The 20,137-nt window shown below is 50.7% G+C and carries 20 protein-coding genes; 19 read left to right on the top strand and 1 reads right to left on the bottom strand.

Translation table 11 applies throughout. The features are described from left to right. From neuB to EB809_RS11710, 19 genes are all read left to right on the top strand, one after another. Complete coding sequence (gene neuB, locus EB809_RS11800) at nt 1-1,065, top strand: N-acetylneuraminate synthase (RefSeq protein WP_123635018.1); 1,065 nt, start codon at nt 1-3, stop codon at nt 1,063-1,065. Continuing rightward, complete coding sequence (locus EB809_RS11795) at nt 1,062-1,685, top strand: acetyltransferase (protein WP_123635017.1); 624 nt, start codon at nt 1,062-1,064, stop codon at nt 1,683-1,685. Before neuB ends, EB809_RS11795 begins: the two co-directional genes overlap by 4 nt. A gap of 45 nt (nt 1,686-1,730) precedes the next feature. Beyond that, complete coding sequence (locus EB809_RS11790) at nt 1,731-2,777, top strand: nucleotidyltransferase family protein (protein WP_123635016.1); 1,047 nt, start codon at nt 1,731-1,733, stop codon at nt 2,775-2,777. Continuing rightward, nucleotides 2,774-3,784 (top strand): Gfo/Idh/MocA family protein, encoded by a 1,011-nt coding sequence (locus EB809_RS11785; protein ID WP_123635015.1) that lies wholly within the window; start codon nt 2,774-2,776, stop codon nt 3,782-3,784. Before EB809_RS11790 ends, EB809_RS11785 begins: the two co-directional genes overlap by 4 nt. Next, nucleotides 3,781-4,482 carry a cytidylyltransferase domain-containing protein gene (locus EB809_RS11780; RefSeq protein ID WP_123635014.1) on the top strand — a complete coding sequence of 234 codons (702 nt, stop codon included), beginning with the start codon at nt 3,781-3,783 and terminating at the stop codon, nt 4,480-4,482. Before EB809_RS11785 ends, EB809_RS11780 begins: the two co-directional genes overlap by 4 nt. Continuing rightward, entirely contained in the window at nt 4,466-5,230 is a 765-nt protein-coding gene (locus tag EB809_RS11775; protein WP_123635013.1) for an oxidoreductase, read from the top strand. The genes EB809_RS11780 and EB809_RS11775 overlap by 17 nt, the downstream gene beginning before the upstream one ends. A gap of 1 nt (nt 5,231) precedes the next feature. Next, nucleotides 5,232-6,512, top strand: coding sequence for a hypothetical protein (locus EB809_RS11770; RefSeq protein WP_123635012.1), 1,281 nt, complete (start codon nt 5,232-5,234; stop codon nt 6,510-6,512). A gap of 229 nt (nt 6,513-6,741) precedes the next feature. After that, nucleotides 6,742-8,055, top strand: a complete 1,314-nt coding sequence (locus EB809_RS11765) for a hypothetical protein (protein ID WP_123635011.1) — start codon at nt 6,742-6,744, stop codon at nt 8,053-8,055. Nucleotides 8,056-8,073: 18 nt separating this feature from the next. Next, nucleotides 8,074-8,859, top strand: coding sequence for a glycosyltransferase family 2 protein (locus EB809_RS11760; protein WP_190294880.1), 786 nt, complete (start codon nt 8,074-8,076; stop codon nt 8,857-8,859). A gap of 1 nt (nt 8,860) precedes the next feature. Then, nucleotides 8,861-9,808: a UDP-glucuronic acid decarboxylase family protein gene (locus EB809_RS11755; RefSeq protein ID WP_123635010.1), complete on the top strand. Its 948-nt coding sequence runs from the start codon at nt 8,861-8,863 to the stop codon at nt 9,806-9,808. 8 nt (nt 9,809-9,816) lie between these two features. Continuing rightward, entirely contained in the window at nt 9,817-10,776 is a 960-nt protein-coding gene (locus tag EB809_RS11750; RefSeq protein WP_123635009.1) for an NAD-dependent epimerase/dehydratase family protein, read from the top strand. Continuing rightward, complete coding sequence (locus tag EB809_RS11745; RefSeq protein WP_123635031.1) at nt 10,760-11,317, top strand: sugar transferase; 558 nt, start codon at nt 10,760-10,762, stop codon at nt 11,315-11,317. Before EB809_RS11750 ends, EB809_RS11745 begins: the two co-directional genes overlap by 17 nt. Nucleotides 11,318-11,513: 196 nt before the next feature. Then, the gene (locus EB809_RS11740) at nt 11,514-13,454 is read left to right on the top strand and encodes a nucleoside-diphosphate sugar epimerase/dehydratase (RefSeq protein ID WP_123635008.1); all 1,941 of its coding nucleotides are present in this window, start codon (nt 11,514-11,516) and stop codon (nt 13,452-13,454) included. A gap of 65 nt (nt 13,455-13,519) precedes the next feature. Further along, complete coding sequence (gene cysC, locus EB809_RS11735; RefSeq protein WP_123635007.1) at nt 13,520-14,122, top strand: adenylyl-sulfate kinase; 603 nt, start codon at nt 13,520-13,522, stop codon at nt 14,120-14,122. 217 nt (nt 14,123-14,339) lie between these two features. Continuing rightward, nucleotides 14,340-15,605, top strand: a complete 1,266-nt coding sequence (gene tviB / locus EB809_RS11730; protein WP_123635006.1) for a Vi polysaccharide biosynthesis UDP-N-acetylglucosamine C-6 dehydrogenase TviB — start codon at nt 14,340-14,342, stop codon at nt 15,603-15,605. A 226-nt stretch (nt 15,606-15,831) separates the two neighbouring features. Next, nucleotides 15,832-16,200, top strand: a complete 369-nt coding sequence (locus tag EB809_RS11725) for a histone-like nucleoid-structuring protein, MvaT/MvaU family (RefSeq protein ID WP_123635005.1) — start codon at nt 15,832-15,834, stop codon at nt 16,198-16,200. 180 nt (nt 16,201-16,380) lie between these two features. Then, a complete protein-coding gene (locus EB809_RS11720) occupies nt 16,381-17,787 on the top strand; it encodes a mannose-1-phosphate guanylyltransferase/mannose-6-phosphate isomerase (RefSeq protein ID WP_123635004.1) in 1,407 nt (468 codons plus the stop codon). A gap of 349 nt (nt 17,788-18,136) precedes the next feature. Beyond that, nucleotides 18,137-18,889 (top strand): hypothetical protein, encoded by a 753-nt coding sequence (locus EB809_RS11715; RefSeq protein ID WP_123635003.1) that lies wholly within the window; start codon nt 18,137-18,139, stop codon nt 18,887-18,889. A gap of 102 nt (nt 18,890-18,991) precedes the next feature. After that, complete coding sequence (locus EB809_RS11710; RefSeq protein ID WP_123635002.1) at nt 18,992-19,366, top strand: hypothetical protein; 375 nt, start codon at nt 18,992-18,994, stop codon at nt 19,364-19,366. Nucleotides 19,367-19,431: 65 nt separating this feature from the next. On the opposite strand, the gene EB809_RS21245 is transcribed toward EB809_RS11710, so the two are convergent. Then, nucleotides 19,432-19,956, bottom strand: coding sequence for a cold-shock protein (locus EB809_RS21245; RefSeq protein WP_123635001.1), 525 nt, complete (start codon nt 19,954-19,956; stop codon nt 19,432-19,434). Nucleotides 19,957-20,137 lie beyond the last annotated feature (181 nt).

Below are 20,137 nucleotides of genomic sequence, written 5' to 3'. Positions count from 1 at the left end.
ATGGTAAGAGTAATCGCAGAAGCCGGAGTGAATCATAACGGCGATCGTGAGATGGCTTTTCAATTGGTCAAAGTGGCGGCTGATTCCGGTGCCGATGCCGTTAAATTCCAGACATTCAACGCTGAACGGCTGGCTGCGCTGACGGCCCCGAAGGCAAAGTATCAGCAAGCCACCACCGATGCACTGGAAAGCCAGTTCGCGATGCTCAAGAAGCTGGAGTTGCCATCCGAATGGCACGTTGAACTCCAGCGTTACGCAAACGACCTTGGCATTACCTTTATATCGACAGCTTTTGATTTGCAAAGCCTTGCGTTCCTGCAAACGCTGGACCTGCCCTATTACAAAATTCCATCCGGGGAGATCACCAATGGCCCCCTGCTGCTGGCATTTGCACAAACCGGCAAGGAACTGATTATCTCCACGGGCATGGCAACGCTGAGTGAAATTGAACAGGCGCTCGCAGTAGTCGCTTATGGCTACGCCCACCAAGGAGAGCCGGAACGCCTGGAGCAGATATGGCGCTTCTGGAGCAAGCCGGGGGTACAAGCGTCATTGGAAGGTAAGGTCTCGTTGCTCCATTGCACCTCCCAATACCCAACACCCATGGAAGAAGTTAACCTGAAGGCCATGAGTGCACTGGCAAACGCGTTTGGCTTACCTGTTGGTTACTCAGATCACACCCAGGGCCTGGTTATACCGACCGCTGCGGTCGCACGGGGCGCCACCATCATCGAAAAACACTTCACGCTGGATCGCAACTTACCGGGCCCGGATCATAAGGCATCGCTTGAGCCCGATGAACTCAAAGAACTGGTCAGCAACATTCGTGGCGTTGAAAAAGCCCTGGGCGATGGCGTCAAAAAGCCTCAGCCCAGTGAATGGGATACCCGTGAGGCTGCGCGGCAGCAGGTGATTTTCTGCGAAACCGTCGGGAAAGGTGAGAGGATTGAGCGGCACGCGTTGTCGACCGCTCGCTGCGGGCGAGGTGCTTCGCCAATGACACTCTGGGATATGGTAGGCAAAGTGGCATCTGATACCTACGCAAAGGGAGATGTGCCGGAGTGACCAGCAGGAAAGTAGACGACCTTCGAGCAAGAGATTGCATTTTAATCGGTGCTGGCGGACATGCGCGGGTTATTCAGGGGCTGGCGGAGCTCTGTGGCGCCAACATCCTTGGAGTCTGCGATCCAAAGTTCCGGGATGGAGGAGATAAGCTCTGGTATGGTCTGGAGGTTTTAGGCGGTGACGAGTATCTCTCGCAGGTTAGTCCGGAGAAAGTTCTGTTGCTCAACGGAATCGGAATGATGCCCGGCAACTCTGTTCGCAAGGTCGTATTCGAGAGGCTCAAAGAAATGGGTTTTTCTTTTCCGCCACTGGTACACCCATTTGCCTGGCTTTCCCCCTACGCGTGTATTAGTGATGGTGTACAGCTGATAGCGGGGGCTGTGGTACAACCCGGTGCAAGCATTGGGACAAACACCATTGTGAATACGCGCAGCTCCATTGATCATGACTCCCAACTGGGCGCTCATTGCCATCTGGCTCCCGGTGCCACCCTGTGCGGTGATGTGCGTATTGGTGACGGAAGCTTCGTTGGTGCTGGTGCCACGGTCACCCAGGGAATCAGCGTGGCGCCGCAAACGTTTATCAAAGCCGGGTCCTTGACGACCAGAGACGTTCCATAGGCGTCCGAATAGCGAACCCCATCTCTCAAACGGAATACTTAATACATGAAAAAGTGGCAGAACATTCTCATTCAGCCGGATCTACCGCTGGAAGACGCCATTTCTATTCTTGATAAAGGTGGTCTAAGGATTGCCTTGATCGTGGCCGACAATCAGCGATTGATGGGCACACTGACTGATGGTGATATTCGCCGGGCTCTTCTGAAGCATGTACGGCTGGACGCCCCGGTAAAAGAAGTGATGTGCGCCAATCCCCACGTCGCCGATGTTGGCTGGTCCAAGGATAAAATTCTGTCTGTTATGGAAGACCTTGAACTGCTGCAAATCCCATTGCTGGACACTGAAGGTCGCGTTGTGGGGTTGGAAACATTGCATGGACTGATGGAGCGCCGAACCGTTGAAAATCCGGTTTTTCTCATGGCCGGCGGTTTTGGAACAAGGTTGCAACCACTGACCAACGAATGCCCAAAACCATTGTTGAAGGTGGGTGATAAACCCATTCTCGAGTTGATACTTGAGAGCCTTGCGAAGGCAGGATTTTATCGCTTCTTTATCTCGACACACTATTTGCCGGAAATGATTCGTGAGCACTTCGGTGATGGTTCCCAGTGGGGTGTGAATATCGAGTATGTTCATGAGGAAGAGCCCCTCGGTACGGGCGGGGCCCTGGGGTTGTTGCCAAAAGACCAGATTGACAGCCCCTTGATCATGATGAATGGCGATCTCTTGACCACCGTAAACTACCGTGGGTTGCTCGATTTCCACCTTGAGCATAATAGTGTGGCGACGATGTGTGTGCGCGAGTACGAACACAGGGTGCCCTATGGCGTTGTGCAGACCGATGGCACCTACATCCATAGCATGGAAGAAAAGCCGGTGCAGAAGTGCTTTATCAACGCTGGTATTTACGTGGTTTCACCGGAACTGGTCAGTGAAGTAGGGGCAGGTGAGCGAATCGACATGCCGAGCCTGCTGGAGAAGCAAATCGATCAGGACAAAAAGGTCTCCATGTTCCCGGTACACGAATACTGGCTGGATATTGGCAAGATGGATGATTTCAAGAAAGCACAGAAAGAAGTGGATCTCCTGTGAACACCTGCCCGGTAAAGCTGGCCCTCGTGGTTGGAAGTGGGAGTATCGCGAAGCGGCATATCAGAAATCTACGTGAGCAATTTCCTGATTCAAATGTTATTTGTGTCAGCTCTTCTGGACGGGTATTGGATAAAAATGAAGTTGGTGCGTCGGCAGTGGCGCCGGATCTGGCCACTGCGATAAGTTGGCAGCCGGATTTTGCGATTGTGGCTTCTCCCGCTCCCTATCACCTCAGGAATGCCGATGAGCTGTTGGCGGCGAATGTGCCGGTACTGATCGAAAAGCCCTTGTGTGCTTCCTTTGCTGAAATGAAGCAGGTAGATTTGAGCCGGCACACTGCAGGTGTAGGAATAGCGTACAATTTGCGTTTTATGCCTGCGGCGAACATGGTCAAAACCCTTCTAGACGACAAAGTGGTAGGAGCCATAAGCACCGCCTTTGCTGAAGTGGGCCAGTACCTGCCGGACTGGCGACCTCATAGTGACTATCGGGCGGGCGTATCCGCGAGAAAGGAATTAGGGGGTGGCGCGCTGCTGGAACTGAGCCACGAACTTGACTACCTGAACTGGTTTTTTGGTCCGTTTTCACGAGCGTTGGGTGTCATCCGATGCACAGGCCAGTTGGATATCGATGTAGAAGATAACGTTGACGCCCTGCTCGAACAGACACAGGGGCTAATGGTCCATGTCCACCTGGATTTCAATCAGCGCCAGCCCTGTCGGCGTTTCAAGGCTGTTGGAGACCAGGGAACCCTTGTTTGGGACCTAATGGCCAATGAAATTAGCTTGTTGCGTCCAGGTGGTCGTGTTGAGCAGGTATATGCTGACCCCAGTTACGATCGAAACCAAATGTACACGGATCAAATGAACACATTTGTCAAATTTACTCAGGGAGAGACGATGTTTGAATCATCTCTGGATTCTGCCTCAGGCGTAATGCGACTGATCGAGTCTATCAGGGTGTCCAGCGAACACTCTGCTTGGTGTGATGTGGAAGGTCTATCGTGAGCCGTATTTTCGCATTCGTATTCGCTAGAGGCGGTTCAAAAGGATTACCCGGGAAAAACCTCCTCCCACTGGGCGGTGTACCGCTCATTGGGCATTCCATCAAAGTCGCAAAAGCTCTACCGCAGGTTTCAAAAGTGTTTGTTTCAACGGACGACGCTGAGATAAAGAAGGTTGCCGAGCAACATGGCGCAGAAGTGATTGACCGCCCTGCAGAACTGGCAGGCGATAAGTCCCCTGAATGGGAAGCGTGGCGTCACGCTATTGGTTATTTGGAGCGCACTGGGCAACATTTTGATGTCTTCCTGAGCCTTCCTGCGACGAGCCCCCTGAGATCCGTGTCGGATGTCACAGCTGTTATTGATGCTCTGAATAGTGATACGGACGCAGTCATTACGGTAACCCCTGCCTCAAGGAGTCCATTCTTTAACATGGTTTCCAGGGACTATGATGGAGTATGCCGGATTCTGTCGCCATCAAACGGATATACCCGGCGGCAAGATGCCCCCGAGGCATTTGACGTGACGACCGTAGCCTATGCTCTGAGAAGGGAGTTCATTAAAGGGAAAGGCGGGCTTTTTGATGGAAAGGTAAAGTCCGTCGTTGTCCCCAAAGAGCGAGCTGTGGATATTGATGACAACATGGATTTTAAATTCGCGGAATTACTCTATGCGGAGGCTCAGCATGCTGTTGGAGAATAAGGTTATTCTGGTCGTTGGTGCCGGGGGGGTAATTGGGAGCGAGATCGTGCGCGCCGTAGTTCGCGAGGGTGGGCGAGTGATTGCCGCCGACGTGAATATGGACTTGGTAAGGCCTTTGGTGAACGAGTTTGGGGAGGGTACTGTTTTACCCGTACGAATTGATATAACCGATAAGGCGTCCATTGAGCAGGCATTTGCAGTTGCAGACAAAACTTGGCATCGCGTGACTGGTGCTGTAAACACGGCCTATCCGAGAAATAGGAATTACGGACGCAAAGCGCTGGAAGTTACCTACGAGGATTTTTGTGAAAACGTAAGTCTGCACCTCGGTGGCTACTTTCTGTTTATGCAGCAATGTGCTGTGTACTCTCAGAAACGTGATATTGAGTTCTCGTTGGTCAATATGTCGTCAATTTATGGCTCGATTACACCTAAGTTTGAAATTTATAACAATACTGACATGACGATGCCGGTTGAATACGCTGCTATTAAGTCGGCGGTGCAGCATACAACCAGCTATTTTAATGCCTATATGAAAGGAGGTAAGTTTAGGGCAAATTGCGTGAGTCCGGGTGGTGTCGAAAATGGACAGAATAAAGATTTCCTGCAGGCATATCACAATGAGTGCAATCAGAAAGGCATGCTGGAGTCCAGAGACATCTGTGGGTCTGTAGTTTTTTTGTTGTCTGCTCTATCCAGTTATGTGATAGGTCAAAATATTATAGTTGATGACGGATTCTGTGTTTAAAATGAAATTCCGTTTTGCTCTAAGCTTTAGGCCCTTACTGTTTTTTTGGGTTGTTGTGTTTTTTATTGTTGAAATTAGTGACTGGGTTCTCCCATTTGATGCGCGAGGCCAGTCGTTTTCGTCTTGCCTGATATATTACTCTGTGTTTTTTGCAGTATTTGTTTTTTTCTCTTTGCTTGCTATTCCTAAGTTTTATGCGACTATAAATTTTGGTTCAGTAGGCCGGCTACAGAAAGTTTTAAATTGGTTTTTTTTGATTTCATTTTTATCTCTCGTTGCGGTTTTTTTTGATCGAGTCTACATACAGGGAGTAAGTTACAGTAATGGGATTGCGCAGGCTCGTGAATCATGGCGAGCGATGGCTTCAAGTCGTGATGGAGCTTCAAGTATTATAAATGTTTTAGGAAATCTTTTATTTCCGTTTTGTTTTTTTGTTTTTGCGCTCAGCTATAGTTTTTTTGAGAGTCTGATCAAGCCTAAGCTTTACTTATACGGGTCCGTTCTTTTGATTTTTTTGTTTTCAGTCTTGACAGGCGGTCGAGAGTTGTTGTTGATTTTGTGTGCTATCGCTGCATCTTCGGCGTGCCTAAGAATTAGCATTAATGCGCCTCTTCTGCCTAAGAAAATAAGGCTTGAGACTATTTTCTTTGTCGCTCTTGTTCTGGGGTTTTCTTTATATGTTGGTTTTCTAAGATCTCAGTCCTACTCCGATGGCCTGAGTTGGTATTCTAACTCTCTCGCAGAAAGATTAGGTGGCGTTAAAAGTTCAGAATTCGTGCAAGATTCTTTTGTGTCTCCAATAGCGATGCCTGTTCTAATTTATCTAGCCCACGTGAAATGGGTTTTTATCAATGTGATCGATGGAGGCTTAGAAGGAGGGTTGTCAACTTTTAGGCAAATATTTATATTGTTTGATCGTTATACTTTTTTTTCAGATGATGTTGTTGGTTTCAGTTCTCCAAAATATTCACCAAATTGGATCTCTGCTATCGGTTCATTTTACTACGATTTTGATTTCTTCGGTTTGGTTTTGTGTATAGCAGGGGTCTTTATTTTATGGTTTACAGCTCTAGGATTCTTGAGGGTTTGCGAACTCTCACGTTGTTTTTTTTCCGTCTTTTACTTCTATGTTGTATGTTCAGTTATAATAATGATGCCTTTCGCTTTTATGTTTGAAATAGTTCAGTTTATCTATCTGTGCATTCCTCTCATGTTAACATTGTTTTGGGGTTTTTTAGTTAGCTTTCAGGGTCGTTCTGACTATGAATTTAGGGTTCATTAATGTATATGCATATCGCCCACACGGGCATCATGCAAAATTCCTCTCTCATTTAGCAAAATCTTCGGGCTATAAACTAACTTCTTTAGATTGCTTTGGGGCTCCGTCACACTGTTACGTTAGGGAGTATAAAGGAACTGGACGCTCTGAGTGTCTCAAGTGCTCATTGGCTGGGCTTCACTCTTTTGGTTTCGATACCAATGAATCTGTCAGGAAGTACTGGAACACCTCCTTGAATGGTGCAGCCGATGAAACCGTTAAGTCCAGTGCCTATACGCTCACTAGAATAGAGTCATTCGACGATCGATCCTCTGAAGCAGTTCAACGGGTTGTCGGTAAATTATCAGGCGACGCGTTCAGGTTTTACCATGCCGTCCGAGCTTGGATTGAGGTGCAGGCCTTGGATGCGGTCATTTTGTTTAATGGCCGGATGGATTATAACCGAGCCGCTATGGAGGCATGCCATGATATGGGCGTTACTTGCATCACTCACGAACGCCCGTTGTTCGGCCATGGAATTATACTCAATAGAAATTCCAATTGTTCTTCTCTCACTAATATTCACCGTATAAATCGGAAATATAGAGATAAACCGCTCACATCAAGGCAGGTCAGTATTGCTTCGGCCTTGGGGGCACAACGGCTTATTGGAGGTAACCCCCTTGAGTGGAAAAAGTATAACGAGCATCCTGCTTCGGCAAAGACTTGGCCTATAGCGGGTGCCACGCGGCGAGTCCTGGTGTGTCCGAGCAGTAAAAATGAATTGTTAGGACATCCGGACTGGGAAACGCCTTGGAGAGACAATACGGACGCTTTGGATCATGCAGTCAGACACGGCGTATTCAGTTATCAAGACCTGCTGATACGCTTCCATCCATCCTGGGCTGTACCCTTTGGTGTCGTGACTGCCGAGAAGTGTGAACAGCACTATCGCTCCTGGTGCGAATCCCGTGGCGTTTCGTTCATCCCGAGCGACAGCAAGGTGAACACCAAGGACCTGATTCGGCTGGCCGACATGATTGTTCTGAACGGCAGTAACACGGTTCTTGAGGCCGGTATGCTTGGGAAACCGGTCGTCTGCTTTGGTCCTGCGCCCTACACCCACTCCGGTGCGGCCATTGATGTACTATCATTTAGTGACATTGAGCACTTGGATTTCGCTGACATTGTCTCTAAAGACCCCCGTGAGATCGTGCAGAATACCCTGCGGTACTATTACTCGAAAGCGGCGCGTGAACCCCTATTCATAGATTTTGTACGATCCAGAACGGTCACAGAGTGCGCGTTTTACGGCGGAGCTGACCCGTCATTACTGGAACGCCTGTTGAGTGATGGTGGTGAGTTCGAGGGAGATTCCGTCTTTGCCGACGGAACTGAATATGAGGACTCGGTTATCGAAGCGTTCTTAGGTAACGACGTGGCAAAACTGGAAGAATATGCGAGCTGGCAGTGGGAAACAGAAGCTTCAGAAGAGTTAAAAATAACCCGTCGAGGTGTGTTCCGACTAATTGATGGAATTCGACGCCTGACACCGAAAGGTGTGTGACGGCACGAGGAGTGAATAGTGGAAGAAGTCAGTGTCAGTGTCGTCATGCCGGCATACAATGCAGCTCAATATATAGAGAACACGATTTCGTCGCTTCAGCATCAGACCTATAATAACTGGGAGCTGATTGTTGTTGACGATTGCTCTACGGATAGCACTTGCGATCTAGTCACTCGCATCGCTGAAGATGATCACCGGATACGTCTTATTCGACTGGAAAAAAATTTCGGCGGCCCTGCTGGCCCAAGAAACGTAGGTGTGAGTGAGGCCCGGTATGATCTTGTTGCGTTTTTGGATTCCGATGACATCTGGCATCCCCAGAAACTGGAAAAGCAAGTTGATCTTGTCGAGTCACCGGATGAGTTTTTTGCCTGTTCATCCATGATAGATTTTGAGGATGATTCGACAATTGAATTCCCGGAAATAGGGCAGGTATCCGTCGATCATATCGGTTTCATGGCCCAGTCTTTCAGAGCCAAGATTCCGACCTCAAGTGTTGTTGTATCGAAGTCACTGGTCAGCAAGTTCCCATTTGAAGAATCTCCGAACTATAAAGCGGTTGAGGATTTTCACTGCTGGTTGAGAATTCTTAACGCCGGTGTTAAATGCAGAAAGGTCCGGGAACCGCTTTTATATTACAGAAAAAGTGAAGGCCAGATTTCTGGATCCAAACTCAAGATGATGAAAAAGGTCTTCATGGTCCACATGAATTATCCAGGCCGAGGGCTTTTAACTTCTATTCTATTTACGGCGTCCCATATTTTGGGTGGTCTTTATTTCAGGTATTTACGGAAAGGAATGTGATATGAGAGTGTTGGTTACAGGCGGCGGTGGATTTCTAGGATCCCATTTATGCGAACGCCTTCTCCAGGACGGGCATGATGTGCTTTGTGTCGATAACTTTTTCACCGGTCGAAAGCGTAATATTGCCCATCTCATGAATAATCCCTATTTTGAGGTAATGAGGCACGACGTTACGTTTCCTCTCTACGTGGAAGTGGATCAGATTTACAATCTTGCATGTCCTGCGTCGCCTGTTCACTACCAGCATGACCCTGTGCAAACTACAAAAACCAGCGTGCATGGTGCAATCAACATGCTGGGCCTTGCAAAACGACTCCGGGCACGTATTTTTCAGGCGTCAACGAGCGAGGTTTACGGTGATCCGGAAGTGCATCCCCAGCCGGAAAGTTATTGGGGGAAGGTAAACCCCATTGGCATCCGCTCTTGTTACGATGAGGGAAAACGGTGTGCTGAAACACTGTTTTTCGATTATTACCGACAGCACAATTTGCCGATCAAGGTGGCGCGTATCTTCAATACTTATGGTCCGAGGATGCACCCTAATGATGGCCGGGTGGTCAGTAATTTTGTGGTCCAGGCACTGAAAGGCGAAGATATCACGATATACGGAGAGGGGCAGCAAACCCGTAGTTTTTGTTATGTTGATGATTTGATAGAGGGCTTTGTCAGGCTGATGAATTCTCCGGAAGAGCTCACAGGACCCGTAAATATGGGTAATCCGCGTGAGTTTACTATCAAAGAGTTGGCTGAGCAGGTTATTGAATTGACGGGGTCGTCCTCCAACTTGGTCTTTAAGCCGCTTCCGCAGGATGATCCCAAGCAGCGGCAACCGGATATTCAAATGGCTCGCCAAGAACTGGGCTGGGAGCCGACTATCAGGCTGGAAGAAGGGCTGCGCAAAACCATCTCTTATTTTGACGAACTGCTTACCCTCAATGATTTGGACTGATCGTTAGCATGGCGAAGAAGTTGCTGGTTACCGGTGCTTCCGGATTCGTAGGTCGTGAGCTGTGCAAACATCTGGTATCGACGGGTTATGAAGTGATTGGCGTGACCCGTTCAGATAGAGCCGATTTACCTCCTGGAGCGATTCTACACCGCTGCAATCTGGAGAAGGATTTCTTGGGCGACTCGCTGCTGCGGGACGTCGACTGTATCGTGCACTTGGCTGGCCAGGCACACGGAAAGGGTGGCGAAGATCATCAAGAGCTGGACCATTTCCGGCAAGTCAACGTGGACGTGACACTCCGCTTGGCTAAGGCCGCACTGGATTCCGGCGTTCGTCGCTTTGTGTTTGTCAGCTCAATCGGAGTGCATGGGGCAATAACAGATGGGAGGCCGATCTCAGAGCAAGCACCGTTTAATCCGGAGTCGCCTTACGCCGTTTCGAAGATGGAGGCCGAATTAGCCTTAATTCGGCTTTTTGAGGAAGAAGGCGAGAGCGAGTTGACGATTGTGCGACCACCGCTTGTTTATGGTGATCAGGCGCCCGGCAATTTTGGTAAATTGCTTAAGCTCGCGCGTATGGGGATACCGTTGCCGTTGGGGCGCTGCTCAAACAGAAGGAATATAATATCGCTCAGCCAATTGGCAGCGTTCATGGCGGTTTGCATAGATCACCCGGCCGCTGGCAACGAGACCTTTGTTGTTGCTGAAGAGAGTCCGGTTTCAACCAGCGATATGGTGAGGGCTTTGAGAGCCGGTATGCGCCGTTCTGCCGGACTTTTTCCCGTCCCCCAATGGCTCATGAGTTCCCTGCTTAAGTTTGTGGGAAAGCGAGGTATGTATATTCAGTTATTTTGTGATTTGGAAATTGATGGAAGCAAGGCACGAAAGAAGCTGGGTTGGGTCCCGAAATCCGGATCGATAGAGCAGCTCGAGGAAATAGGGAAGCGTTATGCTGATTCGCTTGATTGATTTGACGCTGGCGGGCATCGGGTTGCTTCTGGGAGCACCGGTATTCCTTCTCTTGTTCATCGTGGGTTTGTTCGACACCGGATCGCCGCTGTTTGTGCAGGAACGAGTCGGATTGAGGAAAAAATCGTTTCGATTGGTTAAATTCCGCACCATGAATGTGACGGCTAAATCGGTTGCCACCCATTTGGCAAATTCCAGCGATATTACTTCGTTTGGAAGGTTTCTGCGAAAGACCAAGCTGGACGAGCTGCCTCAGCTCTGGAACGTGTTTATGGGCGATATGAGTATCGTGGGTCCCCGGCCTTGCCTGTTTAGTCAGGAAGAATTAATCATGGAAAGAGAGGCTCGCGGAGTGCTGGATGCACGGCCGGGTATTACAGGTTTAGCCCAGGTAAACGGCATTGATATGTCTACTCCAAAGCTGCTCGCTGAAACGGATCAGCGGATGCTTCAGTCCTTGTCTTTGAAAATGTACTTCAAGATGATCTTGTTGACGGTGGCCGGAAAAGGCTCTGGAGATCGCATAAGGACCGGCATGTAAGCAGAGCATCCTCGCCGACTCATTGGTTAATGAATCGAGAAGCAGGCAATGCATTCATGTTATCAATTGGCTTCGGTACTGGCTTCAAGTTTCCGTAAGGTATAGGGCACCTCGTTGGCATCGACAAGTGATATATGGCGACATGAAAGGTTTAGCTTGCGGCAATTCCTTGGCGGAATCTGAATAAGGACAGATTATGTTGGATAAGTTTCTGAACCTGCCTAGATATCAAAAGAGGATGATATCCGTGGCATCTGACATGTTTGTCCTTTTTTTCGCGATATGGGCCGCTTTTGCCCTGCGCCTGGACCAGCAGTACTGGCTTCCTACCCAAGAGCAATTTGCGGTAGCGTCTCTAACCGTCATGGTTACAATTGGTGTCTTCATAAAACTGGGATTATATCGCGCGGTTATTCGTTATCTGGGCGACAAGGCATTCTTAGTGATTGTTTATGGCGTTGTTGCATCAAGCCTAACGCTGATTGTGCTTGGCTATCTGTTTCAGGCTTTTGTTCCGCGATCTGTTCCCATTATTTACGGTGCGGTTGCCTTCCTTTTCGTTAGCGGTACCCGGTTGAGCGTGCGCATGATTGTTAATCGTCCGCGCATGCGGCGCAAGGAGCGTGTCGCTATCGTAGGGGCGGGAGATACGGGGCTGCAGCTTGCTTCGGCGCTTGAGAAGGGTACCGAGTATGGGCCCGTACTTTTTCTGACATTCACTCCTGCGAATCATCGATCAACCATAAATGGATTGCCGGTTGTTGGAATCGAGCATGTTTCGAAAGCTGTGGAGAAACATCGCGTCCAGCGACTACTGCTAGCTCTTGATGCCGATTCTCGTGTAGATCGAAAGAGGTTACTTAAGCAGTTGGAGGTCCTTTCAGTGCCAGTTCAGACTGTTCCCTCAATGTCGGAACTCGTTGCTGGCCGGGCCCGTATCAATGATATCCGCGACCTGGATATTGAGGACTTACTTGGACGAGATCCCGTTCAGATTGATGCGTCGGTTGTTGAAAGCAGCCTTTGTGGGAAGTCTGTTTTGGTGACCGGGGCGGGTGGTTCAATCGGCTCAGAATTATGTCGACAAATCATCCGGCACCGTCCCAGTGTGCTGGTTCTGTTTGAGCAGTCCGAATTCTCTCTTTATTCAATAGAAAGAGAACTTCGAGCAATTAATCAGGTTGAAGGGTTGGGCGTTGAGCTACATCCTATACTTGGAAGTGTCTGCCATCGTCGACGCTGCGAAGCCGTATTGAAAGCATTTGCCGTTCGTGCTGTTTATCATGCCGCTGCCTATAAACACGTTCCGCTGGTAGAGCACAACATTATAGAAGGATTGCAGAATAACGTGTTCGGAACTTGGCACATGGCTGAAGCTGCCATAGCGGCGGGGGTAGAGAAGTTCATTCTGATCTCCACGGATAAAGCTGTGCGACCTACAAATGTCATGGGAGCTTCGAAACGATTGGCTGAGTTGGTTCTGCAGGGTTTATCTGAACGGGTCAGCAAGACGCGCTTCACAATGGTGCGTTTCGGTAACGTGTTGGGGTCAAGCGGCTCAGTTGTGCCGCTATTTAGGGATCAGATTCGGGACGGTGGGCCAATCACCGTTACACATCCAGATATTATTCGATATTTTATGACGATACCCGAGGCTACCCAGTTGGTGTTGCAGGCTGGCTGCATGGGGAGCAAAGGAGAGGTTTTTGTCCTCGATATGGGTGAGCCAGTTAGAATTGTTGATTTGGCACGAAAGATGATCCATTTGATGGGTTTGGAAGAAAAATCTGAGGAGAATCCCGACGGAGATGTTGAGGTGGTTTTCAGTGGATTGCGGCCCGGAGAAAAACTGTATGAGGAGCTTTTGATCGGGGATGATCCTCAAGGTACTGAGCATCCAAGGATCATGATGGCGAGAGAGGTCAGTCTGCCTTGGTCCGAGGTAAGGGAATTGATTGACTTGATTCAAACGGCCAGCGAGCGATTCGATTTGACAACATTGAGCAAATTGCTCAAAGAGGCACCCTTGGGATATCAGCCGAATGGCGATCTTTCTGATTTGGTTTGGCTTAGCAATAGCATGTTTGTTGGTGATCGGGGCCCAAATGCAAATCCCTTGAAGGGTAATGTGCATTAGCCTGATTTGGTCAGGAGCTCGGATAGGTGCAATTATCGTGTGGTCATCGGCGAAGGAATGTGTGAATGAATCACGATATCGTGTGGCACCAGCATAAAATCAGCCGTTCAGAACGTGCCGGCCTCAAGAATCAGGGCCCCTGCTTGCTCTGGTTCACTGGTTTAAGTGGTTCGGGTAAGTCGACGATTGCTAATGCACTGGATATAGCGCTCTTCCAGCGCGGTTACCATACGTTTCTCTTGGATGGAGATAATGTGCGGCACGGTCTCAACAAGGATTTAGGTTTCTCGTATGATGATCGAGTTGAAAACATTCGCCGAATTGGTGAAGTGAGTAAGCTATTCGCAGATGCGGGACTGATTGTTCTCAGTGCATTTATTTCACCTTTTACCGATGATCGCAGAATGGTGCGAAAGCTATTCCCGGCGGGTGAGTTCATTGAGGTGTTCATGAACACACCTTTGGAAACATGCGAATCCCGAGACCCAAAAGGCTTATACAGCAAGGCTCGATCGGGGCAGATAAAGCACTTCACAGGTATCGATTCACCCTACGAAATTCCTTCGCATCCCGAAATTACGCTGGATACTTCTCAACTGAGCATTGAGGAATGTGTTGAGAATCTGCTCCAGTATCTGAAAGAGAGAAATCTTATTCTCGATAGCTAGGCTATTTGCCATATTTACTATGGCGATAGATCTGGAATTATTCGGGCATCTTGGTCTGCATGTTCGCTCGAATGGCTTGTCGAAAGAGTTTAAACGTGAGCACTACCTTTTTTGCGCCCTTGGCCTGGATCATATTGCCAGATTTCCCTTCCAAAAAGTTCGATAACTCAATTAAACTGACGAATCAAAACTTCCCTGTGTGCAAAGGATCTGAGAAATGGGAAAAAAAGTTGCTGTGATCGGTCTGGGTTATGTTGGCTTGCCGCTGGCTGCTGCTTTCGGCGGAAAGATGGACGTTGTTGGTTTTGATATCAATCCAAAACGGATCGCTGAACTGCGGAAAGGGCAGGACTATACGCGGGAAGTGTCTACTTCTGAGCTCGCTGAAGCAAAGGGACTTTCGTTTTCAGATTCCGTTGAAGGGATAAGGGACTGTCAGATCTTTATCGTCACGGTCCCTACGCCAATTGACGAATTTAAGTCCCCTGATTTGACACCGCTCGTTAAAGCCAGTGAAACCGTCGGCCAGGTCCTGAAAGCAGGCGATATCGTCATTTATGAATCGACCGTTTATCCCGGAGCAACCGAGGAAGTTTGCGTCCCCATTCTTGAAAGAGTCTCTGGACTCAAATTCAATCGGGATTTCTATGCCGGCTATAGTCCGGAACGGATCAACCCAGGCGATAAAGAACATCGCATAACAAGTATCAAGAAGGTGACTTCAGGATCCACACCTGAGATTGCCAGCGAAATCGACGCGCTTTATGGAAATGTGATTACCGCAGGCACTCACAAAGCCAGCTCCATCAAAGTCGCCGAGGCGGCCAAGGTCATCGAGAACACCCAGCGTGACGTCAATATCGCCCTAATGAATGAGTTGGCCATGATCTTCGCACGCCTTGGTCTGGACACTCAGGACGTGTTGGCTGCGGCGGGCACCAAATGGAATTTCCTTCCGTTTAAACCGGGCCTGGTTGGCGGGCATTGTATTGGTGTCGACCCCTATTATCTGACTCACAAGGCACAAGCCGTCGGTCATCATCCGGAAATGATTCTTGCGGGTCGTCGTATGAATGACTCCATGGGCGCTTATGCCGCCTCTGCGCTGGTTAAAGCAATGATCAAGGCCGGGCAGACAATATCCGGGGCCCGCATACTGATTTTGGGCCTGACATTTAAAGAGAATTGCCCAGATTTGCGGAATACACGCGTTATTGATGTCGTTCGTGAATTGCGGGATTTCGGATGTCAGGTTGATGTCGCCGATGTTTGGGCAAGTAATGAAGAAGCGCAGCACGAGTATGGGATAGCATTGGCGAATCAGCCGGAAGCAGGCGTCTATGAAGGCGTCATACTGGCCGTACCGCATCGTGATTATATTGAAATGGGTGCCAGTGAAATTCGAACCTATCTGAAACCGGGCGGCATCTTCTTTGATCTGAAGGCTGTATTCGGGAAGTCGGAATCCGATTTACGACTCTGATTTATTGAAGGGCGATATCGGTAATTTCGTATTCTTGTCGTTTTTACTCGATATTGTCATGAAGCTCAGGTCATATTTCCTCATTTAATTGTCACTGAGGGATTATTGATCTATTATCGCTGTTGTCAGTTTTTGACTCGGCAAAGAACGATATTTCTTTTGCTTTACTTTCCGAATTTACGAATTCAGTTTCAAAGTTGTTTTTGACCAATTAAGGGTAAAATCCATGGCAAAGATCAATGAGTATTACCAGAAAAAACAGCTGATGGATAAGCTTGCAGACGAATTGAAGAAGCTCGAGGAAGACAACGCATTGAAGCGTGAACTTGAGTTTGAAGAGAAGATCCGCGGTCTGATGAAGGACTACAACAAATCCGCCAAGGATGTGTTGCAGGTCCTGGGTGCGATTGATCCGTCAGTGTCTGGCGCCAAAGCCGACGCGGCAGGCTCCTCTCGCCCGAAGCGTCCGCTGAAGACTTATAAAAACCCGCACTCCGGCGAAGTTGTGAAAACACGCGGTGGTAATCACAAAACGCTGAACGAGTGGCGCGAGAAATACGGTAAGGAAGCCGTACAGGGCTGGCAGCAGGATTAAGCCAGTCGGGCCCCGGCAGTTGAGGTGCCGGGGCCTCGTTTCTTTTAATTTCCGCCGCATTATTTCTCGTTAATAAAACTGTCTTATTGGCTTTTCCCGGCCATTTGACCTCCTTCCAAAGAAGCATTGAGTAGCGCTTTTACGTTAGAATCCGATCAAAGTTTCTGACAAGGATGCTCTATGCTAGCCGTCATTCTTTCCGGTGGGTCCGGTACCCGATTGTGGCCGCTATCCCGCGAGGCTTATCCAAAGCAGTTCCTGCCTGTAGTCACAGAAGAGTCGCTATTGGCCGAAACCATTACGCGTGGTTTGGGGTGTGCCCCGTCGACACGTGTTATGGCGATTACCAATGAAGACCACCGCTTTGTCGTGGCAGCGCATCTGCATGAGCTGGCGGACAAGAAAACCGATGGGATCATTCTCGAACCGGTTGGTCGGAACACGGCGCCGGCAATCGCGCTGGCGGCGCTGGCCGCTGCAGAAAGCGATCCGGAAGAGTTGTTGCTGATCATGCCTTCCGATCACGTCCTTCGTAACCAGCAGGCGTTTGCCGAGGCTGTCGCGGTCGGAGCCAAAGCCGCCGCAGGCGGCAAGCTGGTGACCTTTGGTGTGGTGCCTGCTACGCCTCATACCGGTTACGGCTATATCAAGGCGGGCGACATGGCCGAGGGCTCCGCTCCGGTGGAGGCCTTCGTAGAAAAGCCTGATGAAGCTACGGCTCAATCCTATCTGGATCAGGGCGGCTACTACTGGAACAGCGGTATGTTCCTGTTCCGCGCGGATCGCTATCTCGAAGAATTGGGCAAGCACAACCCGAAAATGCTGGAAGCCTGCCGGAACGCTTATGCCGGCAAACAGTCGGATATGGACTTCGTGCGCGTCGATCGGGAAGCCTTCGAGGCCTGTCCGGATGATTCCATTGACTATGCGGTGATGGAAAAGACCCAGGATGCCGTAGTCGTACCTCTGGACGCCGGATGGAGTGATGTGGGGTCCTGGTCCGCGCTGTGGGAAATTCAGCCGCGGGATGAGCATGGCAACGTCTGTCGGGGCGATGTCATCACCGAGGACGTATCCGGCTCCTACATCCATTCTGAGGGCCGTCTGATTGCGGCGCTGGGCATCAGTGACCATGTTATCGTCGAGACCGATGACGTGGTCCTGGTGGCGGACCGTAACCGGGTTCAGGATGTGAAGAAGCTCGTCGCCCAGGTGAAGGCCCAGGGGCGCGCCGAGCACCGCTTCCACAAGAAAGTCCACCGGCCCTGGGGAACCTACGAGGGTATTGCGATGGGCGAGCGCTTCCAGGTCAAGCGCATCACCGTTAACCCGGGCGCGTCCCTCTCCCTGCAGAAACACCATCACAGGGCCGAGCACTGGGTTGTGGTCAGTGGGACCGCCAATGTGGTTCGCGGTGACGAGGAGATTCTGCTGACAGAAGATCAGTCCACATACATTCCCGTTGGCCACCGACATCGTCTGACCAATCCGGGCGTCATCCCGCTGGAATTGATCGAGGTCCAGACCGGGAGTTATCTCGGCGAAGACGATATTGTACGGTTCGCCGATACTTATAACCGGGTCTGACCCGCGTTCGTAGCCGGGGTACAGGAGTTAACCGGCTACGAGATCCATTATCCAGTCATACAGGTCAAAGGAGGACCTTATGTCACAATGGCCAGGGAACCGGCCGCAAGCCCCTCGTTCGTCTTCTTCCGGCGCCTCGAGTCGCACTTCCCATCTCACGTTGGCCTCTGTTTCACCGGGGTGGCACGCCTTTGCTGACTCGTTGGCCGTCGCCCTGATGCGCTCGTCGAGAGGAATCGTCTGGTTAAGGGGAGAAGCCGGTTCGGGCAAGACCGAATTGCTGCGGGCTCACATCCCGCATTGGCCATTTCCCTCGGTGTGGATGGACTTGCGGAGAGAGTGTGAGGTGATGGCGAGTCTCGAGCCGGCTGTGCCATCGGGCAATGAGGTGAGTCCGGCCCGGACGGTGTTGATCCTCGATGATATGTCGCCAGACGATCTGCTTTACCTGATGAAAGACCCTCTACATCCGGCGAGCGAGTTGTTGCTGTCTCACCCGGGCCCTGTGCTGTTGGCCAGTCGGGCTTCGGGGCAAGAGGATGCCCAGTCACTGATGGCCCACTCCGGCCGTTCGGTCGACCCCATGGATATGCCGCCCTCTGGAATCGACCACCGGTTGAGCATTATAAGAGGCAAGCAGTCGGCGATTGAGCGCGAATGGCGTGTCGAGATCGACCCTGATGCGTTGCATCGAGCGGCCCGTGGACTTTCGCCCGAAGGGCCGGAGACGCCGGGTGGTTCGTTGCGTTGGCTGTCTGCGGCGGCGGCGCGTGTGGCGATGGTGGCCGAGCGGGGCGATCCGGCGTTGCGAAGTGTCGAGGCGCGTATCGAAGATCTTAACCGGGCCTTGTTATTGGCTCAGGCCCGCGGTGGCGACGTTGACTCGCTGGAGTACGACATCCGTCTGGCGGAGATCGAGCGGGCGGCGTACAGCGTCGACTGGCATGAAAAGGCGCGCCGCGGCGATTTGCGGACGGTGCGGGTAGTCGATGTGGAGCGGGAGATTGTCGCGGCACGTGGGGCAACGTTCAATGACGGTGGCCCGGATGTGCTGTGTCGGCAACCCCGGTGTTGTCCCGCACCAATTGCCGAAGACAGCTAGCTGCGGCATTATGGCCGGATTTGGCGTTTCTCGATGCTGCGAGAGCGGTCGTTCTCGTGCCGTTGCATTGAGCGTCGTTATTCGAAGGTTTGATGTTCTGCTATGAACGATCTGGAAATCTACGTGCGTGAACTGGATACAGCCCGGTTGGAAGCCTGGCTGGGAGAATCCCTGGATGGCCTTGCGATGGCCGCTGTCGGCAGTGTCGGTGTTGCTAAAGGTAAGGGCTATTATCAGGGCGTGCCGGTACGCGTTTCGTTATACCCCGGCGCCTTTTCCAAACATTTCACCAGTGTCGTACTGGAAGGCGATGAGCTGCCATGGCGTTCGGATCTGGACTGTGCCCGTAATGCCTGGCGTCGTCTTGACGTTGAAGTGCGTTGCAGCCCGGGTGACTGGAAGGAAGGGGATCCCGTGCAGGATGAAAAATGGTGGCGGTTGGATCACCGGGGTGAGCAGATGGTGAACTGGAACTGAATGGCCAGAGGTCCATGGGAATCCCGAGCCATGTCGGGATTCCCATGGACTTGCAGCGGTTTCGGTCAGTCTTCCAGGATGCTGACGTTGTCCGCCTGCAGACCTTTATCGGCCTGAACGACGTTGAAGCGCACCAGTTGGCCTTGACGCAAAACGCGACGACCACGGCCGCGAATGGCTCGGAAGTGGACGAAGACCTCATCACCGCTTTCGCGGACAATAAAGCCAAAGCCTTTCTTCACGTTGAACCACTTAACGGTTCCTTCCTCATTGCCTTCCGGCCCGAAATCATCCTCCATGCCATCGCTGGCGGGACGATCATTCTGGCTGCCGCTGGCGGATTTGCTTTGGGTTAGTGCCACGGCCAGGAAGCCAGCAATGCCAAACAGGACTACGGCGATCACGTAGGCGGCAATACCCTGCGCGCTGCCGAGCACAAAGGTGGGGTTGTCGGCGACATCATTGGTGCCCGATTGCGACAGGATCTGGAAAAGTTCCGGTGTAAAGGTGACCAGGAAAAAGGCCAGGACGAACGGGGCCGGAATAGCGATCAGCAGGGCTACCAGAATCGCTTTCTGTGGATTACGCATTGGACGACTTATTCTCCCATCAATCGATCAATCAAAAACATAAGGGCGCCTGAATCACGTAAAATGGGGGCTCAGGCGTAACAAAATTGCAGAGGTTCCAGGCGACCACAATAGCCGGATTAGCCGGGTAGCCCATCTGCAAGCGCAGCATCATAACAGATCAGTCTGTGGACGACCCACC

The sequence above is a fragment of the Marinobacter sp. R17 genome (assembly GCF_003789045.1).
In the GTDB taxonomy this organism is placed as follows: domain Bacteria; phylum Pseudomonadota; class Gammaproteobacteria; order Pseudomonadales; family Oleiphilaceae; genus Marinobacter_A; species Marinobacter_A mangrovi.
This window is presented reverse-complemented; position numbering and strand designations above follow the sequence as displayed.

What these genes read in the sequence shown, in the direction of transcription:
- neuB (WP_123635018.1), top strand. Translation starts at nt 1, where the DNA reads ATGGTAAGAGTAATCGCAGAAGCCGGAGTGAATCATAACGGCGATCGT.
- EB809_RS11790 (WP_123635016.1), top strand. Translation starts at nt 1,731, where the DNA reads ATGAAAAAGTGGCAGAACATTCTCATTCAGCCGGATCTACCGCTGGAA.
- EB809_RS11775 (WP_123635013.1), top strand. Translation starts at nt 4,466, where the DNA reads ATGCTGTTGGAGAATAAGGTTATTCTGGTCGTTGGTGCCGGGGGGGTA.
- EB809_RS11770 (WP_123635012.1), top strand. Translation starts at nt 5,232, where the DNA reads ATGAAATTCCGTTTTGCTCTAAGCTTTAGGCCCTTACTGTTTTTTTGG.
- EB809_RS11755 (WP_123635010.1), top strand. Translation starts at nt 8,861, where the DNA reads ATGAGAGTGTTGGTTACAGGCGGCGGTGGATTTCTAGGATCCCATTTA.
- EB809_RS11750 (WP_123635009.1), top strand. Translation starts at nt 9,817, where the DNA reads ATGGCGAAGAAGTTGCTGGTTACCGGTGCTTCCGGATTCGTAGGTCGT.
- EB809_RS11740 (WP_123635008.1), top strand. Translation starts at nt 11,514, where the DNA reads ATGTTGGATAAGTTTCTGAACCTGCCTAGATATCAAAAGAGGATGATA.
- cysC (WP_123635007.1), top strand. Translation starts at nt 13,520, where the DNA reads ATGAATCACGATATCGTGTGGCACCAGCATAAAATCAGCCGTTCAGAA.
- tviB (WP_123635006.1), top strand. Translation starts at nt 14,340, where the DNA reads ATGGGAAAAAAAGTTGCTGTGATCGGTCTGGGTTATGTTGGCTTGCCG.
- EB809_RS11725 (WP_123635005.1), top strand. Translation starts at nt 15,832, where the DNA reads ATGGCAAAGATCAATGAGTATTACCAGAAAAAACAGCTGATGGATAAG.
- EB809_RS11720 (WP_123635004.1), top strand. Translation starts at nt 16,381, where the DNA reads ATGCTAGCCGTCATTCTTTCCGGTGGGTCCGGTACCCGATTGTGGCCG.
- EB809_RS11715 (WP_123635003.1), top strand. Translation starts at nt 18,137, where the DNA reads ATGGCGAGTCTCGAGCCGGCTGTGCCATCGGGCAATGAGGTGAGTCCG.
- EB809_RS11710 (WP_123635002.1), top strand. Translation starts at nt 18,992, where the DNA reads ATGAACGATCTGGAAATCTACGTGCGTGAACTGGATACAGCCCGGTTG.
- EB809_RS21245 (WP_123635001.1), bottom strand. Translation starts at nt 19,956, where the DNA reads ATGCGTAATCCACAGAAAGCGATTCTGGTAGCCCTGCTGATCGCTATT.